The organism is Halobacillus sp. HZG1 (assembly GCF_035818575.1).
GTDB classification, from domain to species: Bacteria; Bacillota; Bacilli; order Bacillales; family Halobacillaceae; genus Halobacillus; species Halobacillus litoralis.
In genome coordinates, this window is sequence record NZ_JAYLVQ010000037.1 from 81,831 (window position 1) to 100,401 (window position 18,571).

The 18,571-nt window shown below is 42.7% G+C and carries 17 protein-coding genes; 3 read left to right on the plus strand and 14 right to left on the minus strand.

Features of this window, described 5'->3' with window-relative positions; genetic code table 11:
- Nucleotides 1-2: 2 nt before the first annotated feature.
- From prmA to gpr, 10 genes are all read right to left on the minus strand, one after another.
- A complete protein-coding gene (gene prmA, locus VKA52_RS05360) occupies nt 3-941 on the minus strand; it encodes a 50S ribosomal protein L11 methyltransferase (protein WP_160915085.1) in 939 nt (312 codons plus the stop codon).
- A 142-nt stretch (nt 942-1,083) separates the two neighbouring features.
- The gene (gene dnaJ, locus VKA52_RS05365; protein WP_160915087.1) at nt 1,084-2,214 is read right to left on the minus strand and encodes a molecular chaperone DnaJ; all 1,131 of its coding nucleotides are present in this window, start codon (nt 2,212-2,214) and stop codon (nt 1,084-1,086) included.
- Nucleotides 2,215-2,357: 143 nt separating this feature from the next.
- Entirely contained in the window at nt 2,358-4,190 is a 1,833-nt protein-coding gene (gene dnaK / locus VKA52_RS05370; RefSeq protein ID WP_160915089.1) for a molecular chaperone DnaK, read from the minus strand.
- 42 nt (nt 4,191-4,232) lie between these two features.
- Nucleotides 4,233-4,763: a nucleotide exchange factor GrpE gene (gene grpE / locus VKA52_RS05375; RefSeq protein ID WP_160915091.1), complete on the minus strand. Its 531-nt coding sequence runs from the start codon at nt 4,761-4,763 to the stop codon at nt 4,233-4,235.
- 117 nt (nt 4,764-4,880) lie between these two features.
- Complete coding sequence (hrcA, locus tag VKA52_RS05380) at nt 4,881-5,903, minus strand: heat-inducible transcriptional repressor HrcA (RefSeq protein ID WP_160915093.1); 1,023 nt, start codon at nt 5,901-5,903, stop codon at nt 4,881-4,883.
- Between the two features lie 379 nt (nt 5,904-6,282).
- Entirely contained in the window at nt 6,283-7,422 is a 1,140-nt protein-coding gene (gene hemW / locus VKA52_RS05385; RefSeq protein WP_206945756.1) for a radical SAM family heme chaperone HemW, read from the minus strand.
- Nucleotides 7,423-7,495: 73 nt separating this feature from the next.
- Complete coding sequence (gene lepA / locus VKA52_RS05390) at nt 7,496-9,310, minus strand: translation elongation factor 4 (RefSeq protein WP_160915097.1); 1,815 nt, start codon at nt 9,308-9,310, stop codon at nt 7,496-7,498.
- Nucleotides 9,311-9,409: 99 nt separating this feature from the next.
- Nucleotides 9,410-9,724, minus strand: coding sequence for a hypothetical protein (locus VKA52_RS05395; RefSeq protein ID WP_326314464.1), 315 nt, complete (start codon nt 9,722-9,724; stop codon nt 9,410-9,412).
- 14 nt (nt 9,725-9,738) lie between these two features.
- Entirely contained in the window at nt 9,739-10,887 is a 1,149-nt protein-coding gene (spoIIP, locus tag VKA52_RS05400) for a stage II sporulation protein P (RefSeq protein WP_326314465.1), read from the minus strand.
- A gap of 78 nt (nt 10,888-10,965) precedes the next feature.
- Complete coding sequence (gpr, locus tag VKA52_RS05405; RefSeq protein ID WP_160915103.1) at nt 10,966-12,057, minus strand: GPR endopeptidase; 1,092 nt, start codon at nt 12,055-12,057, stop codon at nt 10,966-10,968.
- A gap of 161 nt (nt 12,058-12,218) precedes the next feature.
- On the opposite strand from gpr, the gene rpsT reads away from it, so the two are divergent.
- The gene (gene rpsT, locus VKA52_RS05410) at nt 12,219-12,479 is read left to right on the plus strand and encodes a 30S ribosomal protein S20 (protein ID WP_160915105.1); all 261 of its coding nucleotides are present in this window, start codon (nt 12,219-12,221) and stop codon (nt 12,477-12,479) included.
- A gap of 180 nt (nt 12,480-12,659) precedes the next feature.
- Here the strand turns inward: rpsT and holA are convergent, their stop codons facing one another.
- Nucleotides 12,660-13,679 (minus strand): DNA polymerase III subunit delta, encoded by a 1,020-nt coding sequence (gene holA, locus VKA52_RS05415; RefSeq protein WP_326314466.1) that lies wholly within the window; start codon nt 13,677-13,679, stop codon nt 12,660-12,662.
- Between the two features lie 348 nt (nt 13,680-14,027).
- On the opposite strand from holA, the gene VKA52_RS05420 reads away from it, so the two are divergent.
- Nucleotides 14,028-14,162, plus strand: a complete 135-nt coding sequence (locus VKA52_RS05420; protein WP_089654323.1) for a YqzM family protein — start codon at nt 14,028-14,030, stop codon at nt 14,160-14,162.
- Nucleotides 14,163-14,205: 43 nt separating this feature from the next.
- Here VKA52_RS05420 and VKA52_RS05425 read toward each other — a convergent pair whose 3' ends face one another.
- From VKA52_RS05425 to VKA52_RS05435, 3 genes are read right to left on the minus strand one after another with little or no spacing between them, the layout of a single operon-like run.
- Nucleotides 14,206-16,479 carry a DNA internalization-related competence protein ComEC/Rec2 gene (locus VKA52_RS05425; protein ID WP_326314467.1) on the minus strand — a complete coding sequence of 758 codons (2,274 nt, stop codon included), beginning with the start codon at nt 16,477-16,479 and terminating at the stop codon, nt 14,206-14,208.
- Complete coding sequence (locus VKA52_RS05430) at nt 16,476-17,033, minus strand: ComE operon protein 2 (RefSeq protein WP_160915110.1); 558 nt, start codon at nt 17,031-17,033, stop codon at nt 16,476-16,478. The genes VKA52_RS05425 and VKA52_RS05430 overlap by 4 nt, the downstream gene beginning before the upstream one ends.
- 55 nt (nt 17,034-17,088) lie before the next feature.
- Nucleotides 17,089-17,673: a helix-hairpin-helix domain-containing protein gene (locus VKA52_RS05435; RefSeq protein WP_326314468.1), complete on the minus strand. Its 585-nt coding sequence runs from the start codon at nt 17,671-17,673 to the stop codon at nt 17,089-17,091.
- Between the two features lie 72 nt (nt 17,674-17,745).
- Here VKA52_RS05435 and comER point away from each other — a divergent pair, with 72 nt between their 5' ends.
- Complete coding sequence (comER, locus tag VKA52_RS05440) at nt 17,746-18,555, plus strand: late competence protein ComER (RefSeq protein ID WP_326314469.1); 810 nt, start codon at nt 17,746-17,748, stop codon at nt 18,553-18,555.
- Nucleotides 18,556-18,571 lie beyond the last annotated feature (16 nt).

An 18,571-nucleotide genomic window follows, 5' to 3' on the forward strand; every position in this document is an offset into this window, starting at 1 on the left:
AATCACTCCGGTTTTTTAGCGATGATGCTTACCCAGTCTTCCATCTTGTTTGTTTCAATAATTTCAAACCCTGATTGGATTAATTGGTCCCGGACCATTTCCTTACGCCCAGAAATAATTCCACAAGTTATGAAATAACCTCCTGGCTTAACTACACGATAGGCATCATCTGTAAATTTGACGATAATCTCGGCCAGAATGTTCGACACAATTAAATCCGCTTCCCAATCTACGCCTTCAAGAAGGTCATTGAGTTTTGATGTAACTTTATCTTCCACACCATTTAAAGCGGCATTGTTCCTTGTACTAGAAACGGCTATGTCATCTAAATCATAAGCATAAGCATGCTCAGCTCCTAAAAGGACGGAAGCTACACTTAGTATTCCAGATCCAGCACCGACATCAAGTACCTTATCACCTTTTTCTAAGTACTGCTCCAAGGCCTGTATGCTAAGAACTGTCGTCGGGTGAGTTCCTGTACCAAAAGCCATTCCAGGGTCCATTTCAATAATGATTTCATCACTGGATACCGGCGTATAATCTTCCCATGTCGGTATGATGGTGATTTTTTCTGATATTTTGACGGGTTTATAATATTTTTTCCAGGCGGTTGCCCAATCTTCTTCATGAATTTCGCTGATTGTCACATTATTATGTCCAATATCTATTCCGAACTCCGTTAAATTTGATACGGTTTTTTTAATCCCGTCGACAGTTTCCCCAAGAAAACTGTTCATAGGCAGGTAGGCTTTTACATAAACCCCTTCTGCTGGATAATCGTCCGGGTTCAATTCGTAAATTTCACCCAGTTTCGTTTCCTTTCTATTCATATCCGACGGGTCTTCAATAACGACCCCGCTCGCTCCTGACTCATGTAGAATGTTCGAAACCGGTTCTACCGCTTCTGTTGTCGTATGGACACATACTTCAGACCATTTCATTGATGATCCACCCTCTTCATTATTTTTTCTAAGTATCTATGGATAGTAAACCAGACGCTCAATAAAAAGTGCCTGCACGAAAGAACGGGAAATTCCATGAACTACCCATCAACCCATCGTACAGACACCTTCCTTTTAACCTTTAGCTGTCCCCTTTAAACGCACGTTTCATACGTTCGAAGAAGTTACCGTGCTGCTCATCTGTTGCTTCATTGCCACTAATATCATTGAATTCACGAAGCAATTCTTTCTGTCGTTCTGTCAAATTCTTAGGCGTTATCACTTTCATCTTCACATGCTGATCCCCTTGGCCACGGCCATGGACGTTCGGTGCACCTTTCTCTTTCAAACGGAATGTCTTTCCAGTCTGTGTTCCGGCAGGCACTTTCAGTTTCACATTTCCGTGTACAGTTGGGACTTCAATTTCATCACCAAGTGCGGCCTGTGCAAAGGTAAGAGGAATCTCACAGAAAATGTGATCCCCCTCACGTTGGAAGAATTCATGAGGCTGTACGCGGATGACAACAAATAAGTCTCCCGCAGGGCCTCCATTGACACCTTCTTCCCCTTTTCCTTGGACACGAATTTGTTGACCATCGTCGATACCTGCTGGGATGTCCAGGTGAATTTTCTTGCGCTTCGTCACTCGGCCATCTCCGCCACAGGTGTTACATTTGTCTTTGATGATTTTCCCTGTCCCTTGGCAGTGGTGACATACACGACGGTTTACGACGCGGCCAAACGGAGTGTTCTGTTCCTGATTGACTTGACCAGAGCCTTGGCAGTGGGAACATGTTTCAGGTGAGGTTCCTGGTTTAGCACCCGAGCCATCACAAGTATCACAATCTTCCTCCATAGGAATTTCAATATCAGTGGACTTCCCGAAAATGGACTCTTCGAATTGAAGAGTCATCGTATATTGCAAATCTGCACCTTTTCTTGGTGCGTTCGGGTCACGGCGACGTCCACCGCCACCAAAGAACATATCGAAAATGTCGCCAAAGCCGCCGAAATCCTCTGCGCCTCCACCAAAACCGCCGAAGCCACCCTGGTTCGGACCGGCATGACCAAATTGATCATACTGGGCACGTTTCTGCTGGTCGCTTAACGTTTCGTAAGCTTCTTTCGCTTCCTTGAACTTTTCAGAAGCATTGTCTTCCTCACTGACGTCAGGGTGATACTTACGCGCCAGTTTACGGTAGGCTTTCTTAATTTCATCTTTTGAAGCATCCTTGGACACGCCAAGGACTTCATAATAATCACGTTTACTCACTTGTCGATCACTCTCCCGGACGCTATTACATAAGGTTTATATTAACATTGAAAATCTAGGCAGGCAAACGTCATCTTTTTACCTGTTCATGAAAAAAGTCAAAGTCAAGAAGAACCTGACTTTGACTTTTTTTCTACCTTTTCTTACTTCTTGTTCTCGTCGTCGTTCACTTCTTCATAATCTGCATCAACGACATCGTCGTCAGCTCCGCCGCCTTCTTGGCCTTGCGCAGCTTCAGCCTGAGCTTGCGCCTGCTCATAAAGCTTCACAGAGAGAGCTTGCACTTGTTCTTGAAGTGCTTCTTTCTTCTCTTTGATTGCGTCAAGATCTTCGCCTTCAAGGGCAGTCTGAAGTTCTTCTTTCGCAGATTCAGCTTTTTGTTTTTCTTCTTCACTTACTTGTTCACCAAGATCTTTGATCGTCTTGTCTGTTGTGAAGATCAGCTGGTCTGCTTCGTTACGAAGTTCAATCGCTTCACGTTTCTTCTTGTCTTCTTCAGCGTTTTCTTCCGCCTGACGAACCATTTCTTCTACTTCCTCATCAGAAAGACCAGAAGAAGACTTGATCGTGATGGATTGTTCTTTGTTTGTACCCATATCTTTCGCACGTACATTAACAATTCCGTTAGCATCAATGTCGAAGCTTACTTCGATTTGAGGCACACCACGTGGTGCTGGTGGAATATCTGTCAACTGGAAACGGCCAAGTGTCTTGTTATCTTGCGCCATTTCACGCTCACCTTGCAAGACGTGAATATCAACAGCCGTCTGATTGTCAGCAGCAGTTGAAAATACTTGAGAGTGGCTTGTAGGAATTGTCGTGTTACGTTCGATCAATTTCGTTGTAACGCCACCCATTGTTTCAATTCCAAGGGAAAGTGGAGTAACGTCAAGAAGTACAACGTCCTTCACATCTCCTTGAAGTACGCCACCTTGAATGGAGGCACCAAGTGCTACAACTTCATCAGGGTTTACACCTTTAGAAGGTTCTTTACCGATTTCTTTCTTAATGGCTTCTTGTACAGCTGGGATACGAGTAGACCCACCTACAAGAATAACTTTGTGGATGTCGCTTGCACTCATGTCTGCATCTTTAAGTGCTTGACGTGTCGGTTTCATAGAACGCTCAACAAGATCAGAGGCAAGCTCTTCGAATTTCGCACGAGTCAAGTTCATCTCAAGGTGAAGCGGACCGGCTTCTCCTGCAGTGATGAATGGAAGAGAAATTTGTGTCTGAGCAACGCCGGAAAGGTCTTTCTTCGCTTTCTCAGCCGCGTCTTTCAGGCGCTGTTTTGCCATTTTATCCTGGGACAAATCAATGCCGTTTTCTTTTTTGAATTCAGCTACCATGTGATCAATAATGACTTGGTCGAAATCATCTCCACCTAGACGGTTGTCACCGGCTGTAGAAATAACTTCAAATGTTCCATCTCCAATTTCAAGAATGGATACGTCAAATGTACCGCCACCAAGGTCGTAAACAAGAATCGTTTGATCTTGGTCTTCTTTATCAATACCGTAGGCAAGCGCAGCTGCTGTCGGCTCATTGATGATACGCTCAACTTCAAGACCAGCAATTTTACCAGCATCTTTTGTAGCCTGACGCTCAGCGTCGTTAAAGTAAGCTGGAACTGTAATAATCGCTTTATCTACTGTTTCTCCCAGGTAATCTTCAGCATAGCTCTTGATATACTGAAGAATGATCGCAGAAACTTCTTGAGGCGTGTATTCTTTACCTTCGACTTCTACTTTGTAGTCTGTACCCATATGTCGTTTGATGGAAAGAATCGTGTTCGGGTTTGTAATCGCCTGACGTTTTGCGACCTCCCCTACTTGACGTTCACCATTCTTAAATGCAACAGCAGAAGGAGTCGTACGGTTCCCTTCTGGGTTAGGGATTACTTTCGCTTCCCCACCCTCCATTACTGCTACACAAGAGTTTGTTGTACCTAAGTCAATACCAATGATTTTACCCATGGTTAAATGTCCTCCTTTACGTACTCGTTCATAAGATAATTTTTACTGGTTCACTTTTACCATTGACGGGCGGATAACCCGATCTTTCAGGCGGTAACCTTTCTGCAACTCTTCTACGACGATATTACTTTCATAATTTTCGTCTTCCACTTGCATGATCGCCTGATGCATATGAGGATCGAACTCTTCCCCTTTTGCAGGAATTTCTTCGACACCTTCTTTTTCAAGAGCTGCTTTGAATTGGTCATAAACCATTTTCATTCCACTAGCGAAGTTTTGGGCTGCATCGCCTTCCACCTCCACTTGGAGAGCTCTTTCAAAGTTATCCAGAGCCGGTATTAATTCCTCTACAAGGCTCTGGGATCTATATTTCCTGTCCGCCTCTTTCTCTTTTTGAGTACGACGGCGGAAATTATCGTAATCCGCTTGCAAACGAAGCAGTCGATTATTGACCTCTTCTTTTTCCTGACGAAGCTGTTCCAGCTCATCCGTCTCTTCGACTACTGTTTGTTCAGGTTCCTCATTTTGAGTTTCATCTTTTTCATCAATGATCTCTTGTTTGTTCTCTTCCACGACTTCCACCTCCTACTTTCCATTACACCGTTACTGACTATAACATGAATCCTTATCCTGAAAAAGTATGAGACCTAAAGAAGCAATCGGTGCATGAGTCTCTTCTTTTCCACCGTACTAATACCAGCCACGGAACGTATCTGTCATATGCTTGGATAAGACGTTCATCAATGAAAACATCCGGTTGTACTCCATGCGGGTCGGTCCCAAAAGGGCAATCGTACCCACTTGATCATTCCCGAGCTGATAACTTGCCGTAATCAGGCTGCAGTTCTGCATAGCATCAAAAGGATTTTCTTGTCCTATTCGGACTTGAATTCCTTCCTTGCCAGTCCTCAGCAAGTCAGCCATCTCACTTTCCCGTTCAATGGTTGCATACAAAGACCTGACTTTATCAAGATCCCTGAATTCGGGTTGCATGAGAATGTTTGTCTTTCCACCAATGTACAGTTTCGTAGGATGCTCATCCACGAGCGCTGCACGCAAATACTGGAAAGCTTCTTCGTGATGATCCGTATGTGTCTTCAATAGATCATTGATCTCAGAATAGAGTACTTCATGCAATTTCACCAACGGGACTCCTTGGAGCCGGCTGTTTAAAATATTCACCATCTTTTCCAAATCTGCACCCTTGATCTCTACAGGAACGTTGAAAGCACGATGCTCTACATGTCCGGTATCCGTAACTAAAATCGCAATAGCAGACTGATCAGATAATGGAACGATCTGCAATTGTTTTAGTTTTGTTTCGAACACTTCAGGTCCGAGCACAATGGATGTGTAGTTCGTCAAATCGGAAAGAATACCTGCTGACTTCTGAACCACACGTTCAAACTCCATCATTTTATCATCGAATGCTTCCCGTATAGTCACAATCTCTTGACTGGAAAGGCGCAATGGAGAAAGAAGATGGTCGACATAGAAACGATACCCTTTTTCAGAAGGGACCCTTCCGGAAGATGAATGAGTTTTTTCAATAAAACCCAATTCCTCTAAATCAGCCATTTCATTCCTTATCGTTGCTGAACTGAATGTTACAGCATCTTTCTTAGCTATAGACCGCGAACCTACAGGTTGTGCGGTCAGAATGAAATCATCAATAATGACTTGCAAAATGAGCAATTGTCTATTTGTTAACATCGATGATCACCCCTGTTAGCACTCGTTTACAGTGAGTGCTAAATCTAATAATAAATTATCAAAAGGGGTGAGGGATGTCAACGGATAAACCTCTTTTTTTTAGTCGTTCCTCCAGATCATTCTTCTCTTTTGGAAAATGTCGATGTTGAACTTCCTTATTCCATTCCTTAAAGCACCCATTTTGATGATATGATGTCCAGTCAGTGACGTATTAAGAGATTAGATTGGAGAGGGGAATGGCTCACTGCTCTTCCAGAAGCTCCGCCCCCCCTGCAAAACAAAACCTTTGAGGAGGTCACCACATTCTAAATTCGTAGAGTCTCCCCACAATTGTCCAATTTAATCGACCAACCTCTTATATGGAAGAACGTTCATAGGATTATTCATCCAATAAGAACTCTTGGAATACCTCATTACCGAGAATACGCCCCTTTGATGTGAGAGAAATATAACCAGTGTCTTCTTCTATTAAGGAGCGCTCTTTTAGTTCTGTAAGCTTGTTTCCAAAGACATCAACAAGTGTTTTTCCATACTTTTGCTGGAATAGTTCCTTCGATACCCCTTTAGTCTTTCTAAGTCCGAGAAACATTTCTTCCTCCAACTGTTCTTTAAGACCAATAGGTTCCTCATGGAGAATGGGCTTTCCATCTTCTGAGGCTTTCTTCACATAAGCAGGCAGCGGGCGGATGTTGATCGTCCGTTTACCCGGCAGATACCCGTGAGCCCCCGCTCCAATTCCATAATAATATTCATTATTCCAGTATGTCAGGTTGTGTTTACTTTCAAACCCAGGCTTGGCAAAGTTACTGATTTCATATTGCACAGCTCCAGCTTCTGCTAATTTCCGCTGTAGCAATTCGTACATTTCTGCTTCATCATCTTCCTTCGCCTTGGTAAGCTTACCCTTTTTGTACCGCTGATAAAACACCGTTTTCGGTTCAATTTGAAGAGAGTAGGAAGAGTAATGAGGTAAGCCGAATTGCATCGCTTCATCTATGGTTTTTTCAAAATCTTCAACCGTCTGCCCAGGGAGAGCATACATAAGATCTATACTGACATTCGTCAGCCCTGCTTGAACGAGACGATCAATATTCGTGTAGACATCTTTTACTTTGTGTACACGTCCGATCTTTTCCAGCATATCATCATCGAAAACCTGTACTCCGAGAGATATACGATCGACGCCATACTCTTTTAACAGACGCACTTTCTCTACGTCCAAATCGCCGGGGTTTGCTTCAAAGGTATATTCTTCACAGCCAGCAATATCAAAATGGTCGTTAATCATTTGTAGAAGCTTTTCTAACTGCTTGTGGTTCACGGCTGTCGGAGTCCCGCCACCGACAAAAATGGTTCTCACTTTCGCTTTTTCTCCCGGGATATAAGTGTGAATTTCTTTTTCAAGAGCTTCTAAATAGTCGTCTGCCAGACGTTCATTATAGAAAAACTTCGTAAAATCACAATAATGACAAATCTGCTGACAGAAAGGGATGTGAATATATGCGGATGGGATGTTCATGGATGTTACCACCTTTCATAAGGAAAACCGCAAGAGAGAAATCTCCTGCGGTTTCAACTGTGTTCCTTTAGCTTTAGTCTTCGTTCAAGTCAAGGACGGACATGAAGGCTTCTTGAGGAACCTCGACAGATCCGACCATCTTCATGCGTTTTTTCCCTTCTTTTTGCTTTTCAAGCAATTTACGTTTACGGGAAATGTCTCCACCGTAACATTTGGAAAGAACGTTTTTACGCATCGCTTTAATCGTCGTCCGAGCCACGATTTTATTCCCGATAGCTGCCTGGACAGGGACTTCAAATTGCTGTCTCGGAATTAATTCCTTAAGTTTTTCAGCAATGAGCTTCCCACGTTCGTACGCGAAGTCACGGTGTACGATAAAGGACAATGCATCAATGGTATCTCCATTAAGCAAGATATCCATTTTCACGAGATTGGAGACACGGTACCCAATCAACTCGTAATCAAAGGATGCATACCCTTTCGTTTGGGATTTCAAGGAATCAAAGAAATCGTAAACAATTTCAGACAATGGTATCTCATAAACGATATTGACCCTGTTGTCATCTAAATACTGCATATCCATGAAATTGCCTCGTTTGCGTTGACAGATTTCCATGACTGGACCGACATAATCATTAGGGACCATAACCGTCGCTTTTACAAATGGCTCTTGAACCTCTTCAAGTTTCTGGTTATCCGGCATCATAGAAGGGTTATCCACGTTGAAGACCGACCCATCTGTAAGGGTCACCTGATAAATAACACTTGGCGCCGTAGTAATGAGGTCAATTTTATATTCCCGCTCAATACGTTCTTGAATGATTTCCATATGAAGCATTCCAAGGAAGCCACAACGGAATCCAAAGCCAAGAGCTTGGGAAGTTTCCGGCTCAAACTGAAGGGAGGAATCATTAAGTTCCAAACGTTCCAGAGCATCACGAAGGTCATTATATTTGCTCGCATCTACTGGATACATTCCACAGAACACCATCGGATTCATCTTTTTGTAACCCGGTAGTGGTTCGGATGCAGGGTTATTAGCCAGTGTGATCGTGTCACCTACACGGCTGTCGCCGATGTTTTTAATTGATGCCGTCAAATAACCGACATCCCCAACACTCAACTCTTTCAATGGAGTCGGGGTTGGGCGGAATACACCCAATTCATTCACTTCAAACTCTTTGCCCGTAGCCATCATCTTAATTTTATCTCCAAGTTTGATAGAGCCTTCACGAACACAGGTATAGGCAATGACCCCTCTGTAGGAATCATACAAGGAATCGAAAATCAGAGCCTTCGTCGGATCTTTCACATCGCCTTCAGGGGCTGGAATGTCACTCACGATCCGCTCCAGAATTTCATCAATGCCCACACCTTCTTTAGCAGAGGCAAGAATAGCGTCAGAAGCATCGATTCCGATGACATCTTCTATCTCTTGTTTAATTCGTTCAGGGTCGGCACCCGGAAGGTCAATTTTATTTATGACCGGAATGATTTCTAAATCATTTTCCAGTGCCAGATAAACATTGGCTAATGTTTGTGCTTCTATCCCCTGAGCAGCATCTACAACCAGGATCGCTCCTTCACAGGCCGCTAAACTACGAGAGACCTCATATGTAAAGTCCACGTGACCCGGGGTATCAATTAAGTGGAATGTATAATCCTGTCCATCATTGGCTTCATAAGACAATTGAACGGCATTTAATTTAATCGTGATTCCACGCTCACGCTCGAGATCCATCGCGTCAAGGAATTGCTCTTTCATTTCTCTTTGGGTTAATGCTTTCGTTTTTTCCAGAATACGATCTGCAAGTGTCGATTTCCCGTGGTCGATATGGGCAATAATCGAAAAATTGCGGACCCTTTCTTGTTTAGATTGTGCTGTCAACTTAAATCACTCCTACTGAATTCGACACAAATATCTAGGTTGATTATAGCAATACCGCCAGCATTATTCAATGTAAAGCCCAACAACATCTGAATCTTATTAACCTGCTTGGATCATTTCAGACAAAACAACGATGACTCCATTGAAGGTCGAAGCTACCCCTTTTCCCATGCCTCCAGCAAGTTGCGAGATCCAGGGTGCTTCAACCTCTATTTTAGGAGGGGAGCAAAAATCATCGGATTCCGGTGCTGCTAATACTTGCTTTTCCACCCTATGATCCGCTTCTTGGTGGGGTTTTTGAGTCGTCACAACAGCGGGGCGGTCATCCAGCTTTTCGTTCGTTTTGTCAATCCCATAAAAAGCTCCCGTCACAAAAACGATGACAACGATGAATCCCCCCACTAACCATTTCATCCTGCTCCTCCTCCCTAATCTGTAGATACTTTTTCATCTTCGAAGTAATAATCACTGAAAACTTCTGCCATGACATCAGCTGAACGATACAATTCATCTAAATGATTATAAACACCGCCGAACTCTATAAGTATGGCATTCGGATGCAGATCCTGGTTATAAATCCCATCTACCCCTGAACCCTTCTTCGTAATGACTCCTCGGCTGATCCCAGGATATTTTTCTTCAAGAAGCTGGTGAATTTTTGATGCCAGCTGCAAATTCTGTTCATATTTTGGGTGCTCAGCACCGATAACGAAAGCAAACCGTGCGTAATCCTTGCCATTGATCGATGTTGTGGTGTGCTCCTTGGAAAGGGAGTCTCTATGAAGGTCAAATAAATACTGAATGCCTCCATTCTGGCTGATGGCCTCTTCCACTACAGGACGCATTGCATCGTAAGATTGATAGTACTCCATTCCTTTTTCACTTCTTAAAGCGGCTACATCTGTTTTATCCACAATTGCTCCAATTCCTCTTTTTTCCAAACTCTCCCCAAGACGTTCGCCGATAAGGGTGATGTTTACTTTTCCATCATGGTCGGTAGATTCATCAGGTAAATGCGGGTAAAAAGATTCCGTGTTGTGCGTGTGGTATATATAGACACGATCTTCACCCACTGGTTTCTCTTCCTGTTTGTCATCTTCTTCGTTCGTTTCTTCCACATCCCCTTCCTCTCCGCGGTCATCTACGATCATAGGAGGCTCAGACTCAATAGGAAGGGTGGAATAGTCCGTCCCTTTACCAGCGATGATGATTTGACTATTGTAAGAAGATAATCCTGGGATTTCCCTTCCCAGGAGGCTTCTTGGGTCATTTGGGGTAAGACTCGTAAGTAACTGAAAGGACAATGTCGTTAAACTTGGAATTCGGTTTCCTTCGGGATGGGCATCTTTAAAGGCGCGGTTTTCCATTTCAAATAGATATAAAAAAGCACTGCCTTCAAGCTTGGTGGTCCATTCCTGTATCGTACTTGAGTAAATACGATAGGTTGTTTTTGCACCTGTAAGAATACCAATCCCAATAAATAATAAAAGCAAAACGGTGACTGCGATGACGGTCCACCTAGTCCCCTGCTTCATATAACTCTTCTTGGTTTTCTTCATGATCGGGTAACGAGACATGAAAAATCCTCCCCCTCATCCACTATCTAGTAAATGGTATGAGAGAGAGGAATTTAATAGAACCTCTCTATTAAATCATTATTTAAAATAAGATTGTGCTTCTCCATCTTCTATCCCAGGATGCAATGCCCCATTGATTCCCTTAGCAATGACATGAGCCATATCCTGGATGAAGCTGTCCACCTCTTTAGGTGTAACCATCAAATTGTGGCCGAGGGGAGTCAGTACTTCCTTAATCAGTTGCTTCTTTTCCATCTCTTCCAGTTGGCCGAACATACCCATGACCGCTTTACTCTGTTCCTCATTCGGATGATCTTCAGCCGTCAATGTCTTTCTTTCAAACGGGTTCATAGCGGGTGACAAAGCATTGGAAGGACGATCTTTTTCACGCCATTCCCTTCCAAAGTGTTTTAACACATAATCAATCGCATCACTCGTGATGGTTACGGCATCGACTACTGTTGGAACTCCGATGGATATTACAGGGATTCCGTATGTCTCTCGGCTTATTTCTTTCCGCTTGTTGCCTACTCCTGATCCTGGGTGAATCCCGGTATCAGAAAGTTGTATGGTCGCATTGATCCGATTAATTGACCGTGAAGCAAGGGCATCGATGACCAGAACGAAATCCGGTTTTGTCTGTTCAATAATCCCGTGCACCATATCACTGGTTTCAATGCCCGTTACGCCCATGACCCCTGGTGTAAAAGCAGAAACAGGTCGATAACCATCCGATACGGTTTCCGGGTGAAGCTCAAATAAATGGGTGGTTACATAAACTTCTTCTGTGACCAATGGTCCTAATGCATCCGGGGTTACATTTGCATTACCAAGGCCGACAATTAACCCACGGTCCATTTCTTTGATGCCACACTCATTCATTAATTTTCTTAACTGACCGGATAATGTCTTGGATAAATTCACCTGCAATTGATGATCCTGCTTACGGATAGCCAGTGATTCCAACGTGACATAATGCCCCGCTTTTTTCCCGATTCGCTCAGCACCTGCTTCATCCACCGTCACATACGTAATTTTAATCTCATTTTTCTCGTTTTCATGCACCTCGACCCCGTCGGTATCTGAGGATCCAGGTTCATCTTTAACATTCATCTCCTGAGCTTCAAGCGCCAGGTCCGTTCTCAACGTGTAGTCGAAATTTTCCTCCATTCACTTCAACCTCCTTAAGAAAATCTTCTCCCAAGCAGATAAAAACTATTCAAATGAAAGGAATGGTATTGAGATAAGTATTGAAAACAGCACCCTGCTCTGGTAAAATGTCTCTTGTTCGATATGAATGAGTCTTTTGTTTTTACCTAGGAGGTGAAACTATGCCTAATATTAAATCAGCGAAAAAACGTGTACGTACGAATGATGACGCTCGTTCTTTGAATGCAGCATTCAAATCTGACATGCGTACAGCGGTTAAACGTGTAGAAAAGCTTGTTGAAAGCAACGATGTAGAGAACGCGAAAGAAGCACTTCCTACAGCTGTTAAGAAAATCGACAAAGCTGTTCAACGTGGTGCCCTTCCTCAAAACACAGGGAACCGTAAAAAATCCCGCCTAACTAAACTAGTCAACGCATTATAATTCATTCGTAATTTATGACCAACAGACGATCCTTCTTGATTGAATGGGTCGTTTTTACATGAACGAAGCCCTCCGATTCATCGGAGGGCTTCTTTTTATGTCACCATTGTTTATAACCTATTCAAGATTGAGAAGCGATCCACTACCCCATATCAGCACGAACATCTAAATGGGATGTAATCACGAAGAGACTGATGTATTTTGTTTAATGTTAATCAAACGATAGAGAAGCATTTCAAAAGCCAATGCTTTCTCCATTTTCCCCTGTTTCAGGTTGTAATCCGTTTCTGCCAGTTGATTCATAATTTGATCCAGTTCCTGTTGAGTGAAGGCACGCTCCCTCTTCAGCGCCATTTTAATGACGTAAGGATGGGCCTTGATATAACTTTTCATTTGATTCTGGCCATACCCTTTTTGCTTGAGGACCTTGGCTTGACTGATAATCCTGAATTGAGAAGCTAAAAGAGCCGTTAGAGCAATCGGCTCCTCATTCAGTTTTTCCAAATCCTTATAAATTCGAATGGCTCTCCCCAAATCTTTTTCCATAACGGCATCAACAAGTTTAAGCCCTGAAGCTTCTGCACTGTGAGAAAGAAGCTGCTCTGCAATTTCTCTCGTGACCACGCCGCCTTCTCCGACATACAAAGACAATTTCTCCATTTCTTTCCTAAGCGCCATAAGATTCGCGCCAATCTCTTGGGTGAAAAGTTCATGAATGTCTTTAGGAACCGTGATATGTAAATCGTTGGCTAATGTTTGAATCCATTGATCAATGTCCCATTCTTTAACAGGCTGACAATTGATAACCTCTCCATTGTTTTTCAATTGCTTGAACACTTTTTTTCTTTCATCGAGCTTTTCATAAGGAGCAATCAAAATAAGTACCGTATAGTCAGCAGGATTTTGAAGGTATTCCAGTAATGAATCTGTGTCGTGTTCGAACGACAGTTTATCTGGTTTGGCCTTTAAAAAGACAGGATGATTGGCAATGACAACTTTTCCCTCGCCGAGAAAAGGAAACGTTTCAGCATCAATCATGACATCTTCAATGGGAGTCTCCTCTAAATCATATTGGGAGATATTAAACTCACGGTCTTCTTTCTTTAACGTTTTTTTAATGATTTTATTCTTATGTTCTTGAATTAAATAAGGTTCTTCTCCATATAATAAGTACACTTGTGATTGTTTTACATTGACCATAAAGTGGTTGTCCTTCCTTTATAAAAAAAGAGTACGGCGCCCCATTAAGGGGAACTCAGTGTCACCATTTTATGTTTCTTTGGAATTTCTGTCAAAATGGTGTGCTGATGCCGCCGTATGAACCATCTATATAAACGCCATTCCAAAAGCCCCGGGAGCTCTTGGAGAGGACGATGTTGTTCCTCTCTTGCGTTTAGTTTGACCGCTTACGTAAGAATTATCTGTGACAAGTCTTGCTAGGAGTGGGAAGAGTATGAATCATCGATAAAATTCGTTTTCATGCCCGGTAAATGTAGATTTTTGGTTAAAAATGGACTATACTTAGTAATTGATATAGGAGGGGTAACAGTGAACGAGTTTAAAAACGATATTCAATCCAAAACTAATGATGTGATCGACTCTGGGTTAGGGTTTGTATTTTCATTTGTTTTCTTCTTCGTCATCTTTTTCATCGGTGTTTTGTTTTCTTTTCTTGGACAGTAATGAAAGGCAAAACCGGAAGGCTGCTGTTTTCGGCAGTCTTTTTTTATTCTCTGCTCGCATTATACGGGATAAACGTTGAAAACGTTCCACTTTGCCCAGAAAAAAAGTATTGAACTGCACCGTGACGATTGGTTTGAAGCAATAAAACTCCATGTTCCGTTAATCTTTCCACCACCTCTGAATGCGGGTGTCCATAACGATTGTCCACCCCCGCAGAAATCAAACCGATTTTAGGTTGCAGCCCCTTTAATAACTCCTCTGAGGTCGAGGTATGACTTCCATGATGGGCGACTTTTAACACATCTGTCTGCCGTATCGATTTCCTCATTACGATCTCTCTTTCCACCTGTGCAGATATATCTCCTGTAAAGAACCATCGCTGACCACCAAATATGCTATTTAATACGAGCGAATTGTCGTTTGGGTCTCCGAGATTTCCATTGATTAACGGATGAATCACATCAAAATCATGCCCCCCTACTTGAACGCTCTGACCCGCACTTACTTTTTCAACGATCACTCCATTTTCGTATGTTTCTGTATGAAAAGGACTCACATAGATGCGATCAATTCTCATTTCCTCAAGTATGAAAGGCACGCTCCCACTGTGATCAGAGTCTTCGTGAGTAATAAAAAGAGCATGTATACGGTTAATGCCCCTTGACTTAAAAAAAGGTAAGATCACATCATTGGCCGTCTTTTCTTTATTTGATGTGAAAATTGACGGACCAGCGGCATCGATCATAATGACTCCCTTTCTATGCGGCAGTTCTATGACAAACGCGTCCCCCTGGCCAACATCCAGCATGGTTATGACTCCTTCCTCCGAGAAATACGGCATTGAACTATAAAAAATCAAAACAAAAACAACAGCTAGAGAAGCAAGAAATGCTTTCACCTTTTCTTTTTGTTCCCATTTTTTCATCATAATGACGAAAAAAACTGCGTACAAAATAATGAAAAATGAAGGCAGTTCACCAATAACCCAGATGTAGTCAAGAGATTCAGACTGTGTGATTAACATGGAAATTAAAAATTCATGCACGTTGGAAAATACGGAGGAAAGAAATAAACAAACCGTCGGTACGAGAAAGGAGAGGAGAAAAATCATCATTAGGAAAGGGATAACAAAGAATGAAAAATAAGGAACAGCGATCATATTAACCCATAAGGAAAATGGTTGAAATTCATAAAAATAATGGACCTGCAAAGCGAGGAGAGAAAGCTGGCTGACCAGTCCGATAATCGCAGACTGTTTCCACTTACTTTCATATTGCTTCAATATCGGAATCGTAAGCAGCAGACTGAACGTGACTAAAAATGAAAACTGAAAACCCAAGTGGTAAAAATAGGACGGGGACGAAATCAACAAGAATAAGCAGGTGAAGGAGAGGAGGTCAATAATGGGGATCTTTTTTTGCAAAGAAGTGGTGAGGAGAAGGAGCACGCCCATGAATCCTGCACGTAAAACAGAAGGGGCACCACCCGAGATAAACATATAAAAAGGCAGGAGGAGAAGCAAGAAGACCTTGGATTGCTTTCTTGTGGCCAGGCCTGTCCGGTATAGTAGAAAATAAACCCCGCCGAGTGTAAGACCAACGTGCAACCCTGATATGGCAAGAATATGGGACAAATTGAACTCTCTAAACCATTCTACCGTTGAAGAGTCAATAAAGGATGTATCTCCAAATATCAGAGCCTCTATCCATATATAAGTGGTAGGGGTCACCTTTTCCCTAACCGTCATTTTCAACTGTTTCCTAGTGTCGTAAAGGGAGCTGAGCCACGATTTGCCATCACACTGGATAGCCGCTTCATTTTTTATGATGATTTGAGAATGAATGCCTTTGCCGGCCATATAAGCCTGATAATTAAACTGCCCTGGGTTCCTTGCCCCCTCCAAAGGTTTTTTCTCTCCTTTGATCCTGCAAACAGCTCCATGTTTCAAACTTTCTTGGACCGAATCATTCCCTTTCTCTTTCAAATAGCGAACGAGTACTTTACCAGCATCGTCTTTTAAGATGACCGAGAAGGATTGATCACTTTCTGTCAAATCAGATACAATTTTACCTTTTAAGAAATCATTATTGAGGGGTGGAGGAGAAAAAGATGAGGAATCGAGAGGAAGATGGATATACCCACCTGCGCCGAATAGGAGGAGGATGAAAAGAAATAGAAGATGTTCACGGTAACTATACAACCAGGCAAGAAAAACAAACCCAACAATGTAAAAAGCAAAACCTTCCTGGATCGCTAACACCCCGCCAAGCACAAATGCTATGACGGGAATGTGCCACGATCCCCTCAAGGAAATCATTGACTGTCCAACCTTAGAAGTTGAGCTGCTTCTTGTACGAGCCGCTCGGATTCGGGATCCCCATTCGACTCGAGCTTTTCAAGCATTTGTCGTATGAGAAGCTGCTGTTCGTCAGGAAGCGGTTCTTGGTCGACAGGAACCTTTTGCATGCGGACCCCCGACTGTTGCAGCAATTCTATCGCATAGGGATCATTTTTATAATCTTCGCTATAATAAACTGCTTTGACCCCTGCCTGAATAATGGCCTTCGTACAGTGCAGACACGGAAAATGAGTCACGTAAATCTCTGCCCCTTCTGTAGCCACACCGAACTTCGAGCACTGGAGAAGCGCATTCATTTCCGCATGAATGGTACGTACACAATGTCCATCCACGACATAACACCCCTCATCGATACAATGGACACCTCCGGAGACACTCCCATTGTACCCTCCAGCAATCATACGCTTATCTCTTACAATGACCGCACCTACAGCCAGCCTCTGACACGTACTGCGTGATTTTAATAAATAGCTTTGAGCCATAAAGTATTGATTCCAAGTAATACGCTCCATTATGTACCCCCACTTTTTTCATCAAGTTTACTCTGACCTCTGAATTCCGTCAAACTCACGGGACAGTAATCCATTCCTTCAGACCTTCGAGCGTCTTCTCACCTATCCCCGGAACATTCACGAGATCTTCCACAGAAGCAAATGGACCATTCTCTTCCCTATACTTAATAATACTAGCAGCTTTTGAAGGTCCAATTCCATTTAATGTTTCCATTTCACTTGCTGAAGCACGGTTGATACTCAATTTTTCACCAGAAAGTGTATTTCCTTCACCTGATTCGTTTGACGTAGATTGTGCAGTAGTTATAGAAGTTACAAATATCACCATTTCATCCTGTATTCTTTGCGCTAGGTTCACACTGGTCATATCTGCATTTTCTGTCATTCCACCAGCCTCTTTAATGACGTCATCTACTCTTGTGCCCTCTTTCATTGTATAAACACCCGGAGTATTCACTTCTCCTTTCACGTCAACTTTCATGGTGGCGGAAGGAGTTTTTTTCTCTTCTTCACCCTGGATGGTCACTTCCTCCACCTCGGTCCTCTCGGTCTTTCCATCATTCGAAGGATTGGAAAAATAAAGGACACCAATGACTGCTAGAACCATAATGAACCACACGTATCTTTTTAATACGCTCATGTTCTGACCTTCTTTCATAATTATGTATTTTCGGAATAAGGATATATAGGTAATCAATAAGGAGGGATTCCAATGAATTGGGGAATCATCGGCACAGGGAACATGGGAAGCATGCTCATCTCTACCCTTATTAAAAGCGGAGCCGTACCTGCTGAGAAGTTGATGATTTACAATCGGACATTAGAAAAGGCGGAAAAAATTCAAGAAGAATTTCCGAAGATCCAAGTAGCGAAGGATTTAGCCGCACTGCAGAATAGCAGTGATATCATTTTCATCTGTGTGAAACCGCATCACTACAAAAACATCATTGATGCACTAGAAGGAAAATGGACGGAAAACCAATGCCTTGTTTCCATTACCAGCCCGGTAGCTGTTGATCAGTTGGAAAAAGTTACGCCTTGTCAAGTCGCAAGAATTGTTCCATCTATAACCAATCATGCATGGTCGGGTGTAAGTCTCTTCACTTTCGGATCAAAAATAAAGCACGAAAATCGAGACTTATTAAAGCAGACATTCCAGCATATCTCCACCCCCATTGAAGTGAAGGAGGAACACATTCGTGTAGCATCAGATATCGTTTCATGCGGGCCTGCATTCATTAGTTATCTGCTCAGTCAATGGATAACAGCTGCTGGTGATGTGGCAGGCCTCCCCAAAGATAAAGCTACCTCGTTAACGGAAAATATGATGGTAGGACTAGGAGAACTTTTGGCACAAAAAATTATGACGTTGGAAGAATTGATGGAAAAGGTAACGGTGAAAGGTGGAGTTACAGGAGAGGGATTACAAGCTTTAGAAGATCACATTGGTCCTTTGTTTCAAAAAATGTTTGAAGCAACCCAAAATAAACACAAAGAAGATAAAAAACACATTCATTTATAATCCATACATTCGACAA

What these genes read in the sequence shown, in the direction of transcription:
- prmA (WP_160915085.1), bottom strand. Translation starts at nt 941, where the DNA reads ATGAAATGGTCTGAAGTATGTGTCCATACGACAACAGAAGCGGTAGAA.
- dnaK (WP_160915089.1), bottom strand. Translation starts at nt 4,190, where the DNA reads ATGGGTAAAATCATTGGTATTGACTTAGGTACAACAAACTCTTGTGTA.
- hrcA (WP_160915093.1), bottom strand. Translation starts at nt 5,903, where the DNA reads ATGTTAACAAATAGACAATTGCTCATTTTGCAAGTCATTATTGATGAT.
- hemW (WP_206945756.1), bottom strand. Translation starts at nt 7,422, where the DNA reads ATGAACATCCCATCCGCATATATTCACATCCCTTTCTGTCAGCAGATT.
- VKA52_RS05395 (WP_326314464.1), bottom strand. Translation starts at nt 9,724, where the DNA reads ATGAAATGGTTAGTGGGGGGATTCATCGTTGTCATCGTTTTTGTGACG.
- spoIIP (WP_326314465.1), bottom strand. Translation starts at nt 10,887, where the DNA reads ATGTCTCGTTACCCGATCATGAAGAAAACCAAGAAGAGTTATATGAAG.
- gpr (WP_160915103.1), bottom strand. Translation starts at nt 12,057, where the DNA reads ATGGAGGAAAATTTCGACTACACGTTGAGAACGGACCTGGCGCTTGAA.
- rpsT (WP_160915105.1), top strand. Translation starts at nt 12,219, where the DNA reads ATGCCTAATATTAAATCAGCGAAAAAACGTGTACGTACGAATGATGAC.
- holA (WP_326314466.1), bottom strand. Translation starts at nt 13,679, where the DNA reads ATGGTCAATGTAAAACAATCACAAGTGTACTTATTATATGGAGAAGAA.
- VKA52_RS05425 (WP_326314467.1), bottom strand. Translation starts at nt 16,479, where the DNA reads ATGATTTCCTTGAGGGGATCGTGGCACATTCCCGTCATAGCATTTGTG.
- VKA52_RS05430 (WP_160915110.1), bottom strand. Translation starts at nt 17,033, where the DNA reads ATGGAGCGTATTACTTGGAATCAATACTTTATGGCTCAAAGCTATTTA.
- VKA52_RS05435 (WP_326314468.1), bottom strand. Translation starts at nt 17,673, where the DNA reads ATGAGCGTATTAAAAAGATACGTGTGGTTCATTATGGTTCTAGCAGTC.
- comER (WP_326314469.1), top strand. Translation starts at nt 17,746, where the DNA reads ATGAATTGGGGAATCATCGGCACAGGGAACATGGGAAGCATGCTCATC.